The following is a 2,490-nucleotide window of genomic DNA, read 5'->3' as shown; positions in this document are numbered from 1 at the left end:
TTGTAAACGTTAAACTAGATTCAACAGCTTTCAACAAATAAGAATCAACAGTTTTCCAATATAAATCTACTTTCTATATACTGAAGCTAGTCTATAGAAAGAGAGGAATAGGAAGTGGAAAAGTGGATGGTTTACAATGAAATACATAGATTGCGTAAAGAAGGATTCTCTAATAGTGCAATCTCCAGAAAGCTTAAGATTTCTAGAAATAGGGTGATTGATTACGGAAAAATGAAACCAGATGAATTCTTTAATTTCACTTTGTCTTTACAGACTAGGAGTAAGAAGTTGGATCCCTATCGAGATCAAATACTTGAATGGTTAAAGGAGCATCCCGATCTTTCGGGGGCACAGATATTTGATTGGTTGCAGGAGAAGTTAGAAGTGGACTCCGTGACAGAAGGAACTGTTCGTAATTTTGTTAATGAACTTCGAGAGTTGCATTGTCTGCCGAAGTTCAATGTGGAAAGAAGCTACATGGCAGTTCCTGAAATGTCCAAAGGAAAGCAAATCCAAGTGGATTTTGGAGAGACTAGACAGCTAACTACGGATGGGAAATATAAAAAACTGTACTTTATTGCATTTGTCCTGGCCCATTCACGCTATAAATATGTGGAGTGGTTAGACCGACCTTTCAGGACAACCGATTTGATCAGGATGCATGAGAACGCTTTTGATTATTTTAAAGGGATGACTAAGGAAATTGTCTATGATCAGGATCATTTATTGGCCGTCAGTGAAAATGCAGGAGATCTTATTCTTACAGCTGAATTTACAAAGTATCATCAAAAAAGGAAATTCAAAATCTACCTCTGTCGAAAAGCAGACCCAGAATCTAAAGGAAAAATTGAGCAAGTAGTGAAATACGTAAAATATAATTTCGCAAAGAACCGTACTTTTGACAATCTGGCTGATTGGCAACAAGCATGTTTAAAGTGGCTTGAGCGGACTGGGAATTATAAAGTTCATCACAATACAAAAAAGAGACCCGTGGATGTGTACACTCTGGAAAAGGAACACCTCACGAAGGTCTCAGGAACTTATATTTTTGAAGATATCTATACTTCTAGTATAACAAGACAAATACACAAAGACAATGTCATACGCTTTGACGGTAATCGATACAGCGTACCTGCCGGTACGTACCGTAAAGACGCTCCTAATATCGCTTATGTCGATACATTAGATGGACAGCTCCTAATCCGTCTTCAGCAAGGTGGTCAAGTGCTTGCGAAGCATAAGATTTCCCAAGGGAAGGGGCAAGTTATTTCAGATCCTTCCCATAAAAAAAGCAGCCACACAAAACGGAATAAGCTTATTCATGAAGTGGAGCAACTACTCGCAGATTCTGGTTCTACCAAGTGGTTGATCGAAGAGTTGACTGAGCGCTATCCGCGTCACTTACTTGATCAACTGCAGATTGTCCTGTCTGTAGGCCTCAAATATCCAGACTTTATAGACGAGGCAGTTCAAGAAATGAAACGTTTGAAGCTCACTAGCGCCAATGATTTGCGGGATATCGCATTTTCACTAGAGCTTCAAAGCAAAATGAATCCAATCAAGGAAACCCAATTAAATGAAAAGTACATGAACCTGATCGCTCCTGAACGGAAGGAAGATATTTATCTACACGTTCTTCAAGGAGGTGATTCATGATGAAACCCCCTTACGAATCCTTACAGGATAAATGCAGGGCCCTTCGACTCGCGGAATCGGCTAAAGAGCTGCCTACCCTATTAAGAGAGGCAGAAGCAAAAGGCTGGACATATCATGAGTTTATCCATGAATTTCTAAGCTATGAAGTGGGCTGCCGGGAACAAAAGAATACCGAGAAACTGATGAAGTGGGCAGAGTTTCCTGAACTTCTGACACTTGAAAATTTTCGTTTAGAAGAACAGACCGCAATTGGTCTAAAACAACTCCAGGTATTGAAGGAATTATCTTGGCTTGAGGAGTGCTTTACGTTAATCATGATGGGGCCGACAGGCGTCGGCAAGACCCATCTTTCAACCGCCTTAGGTATTCATGCGATTGAACAAGGATATCAAGTATCCTTCATCTCGATGGATCGTTTGATTTACGTATTGAAGACAAAAGAATATGTGGCTAAATCAAAAACTAGGTACAAGCGAATTGAGAAATCTGACTTAATTATCATCGATGATGTCATGTATATGGCTTATGAGCCGCAGGAGGCTCATTTATTCTTCCAATTCATTTACGAACTATATGACACGGCAGCTTTTATTTTGACCTCAAATAAGGGGCCAGGTGAATGGGGAAAGTTCTTAGGTGATCCAACTCTGACTACTGCAATCCTAGATCGTCTTCTTCATCGCAGCGAAATTCTTACATTCAGTGAAGAACAGGATAGTATTCGGATGAAATACAGAAAAACTCTTTTTACAGAATGAAGTGTTGAATCTTAATTGATGAAATCTGTTGAAAGTTATTTATCGAAAACTGTTGAATTCTACTTGACGGTTACAG

2 protein-coding genes are annotated in these 2,490 nt (G+C 39.5%); both read left to right on the top strand.

Features of this window, described 5'->3' with window-relative positions; translation table 11 throughout:
• The first annotated feature begins 126 nt into the window (after positions 1 to 126).
• Positions 127 to 1,656: an IS21 family transposase gene (gene istA / locus CSV61_RS16430; protein WP_099640095.1), complete on the top strand. Its 1,530-nt coding sequence runs from the start codon at positions 127 to 129 to the stop codon at positions 1,654 to 1,656.
• Complete coding sequence (istB, locus tag CSV61_RS16425; protein ID WP_099640096.1) at positions 1,656 to 2,414, top strand: IS21-like element helper ATPase IstB; 759 nt, start codon at positions 1,656 to 1,658, stop codon at positions 2,412 to 2,414. The genes istA and istB overlap by 1 nt, the downstream gene beginning before the upstream one ends.
• Positions 2,415 to 2,490: the final 76 nt, after the last annotated feature.

The sequence above is a fragment of the Sporosarcina sp. P3 genome (assembly GCF_002743415.1).
Lineage (GTDB): Bacteria > Bacillota > Bacilli > Bacillales_A > Planococcaceae > Sporosarcina > Sporosarcina ureae_A.
This window is presented reverse-complemented; position numbering and strand designations above follow the sequence as displayed.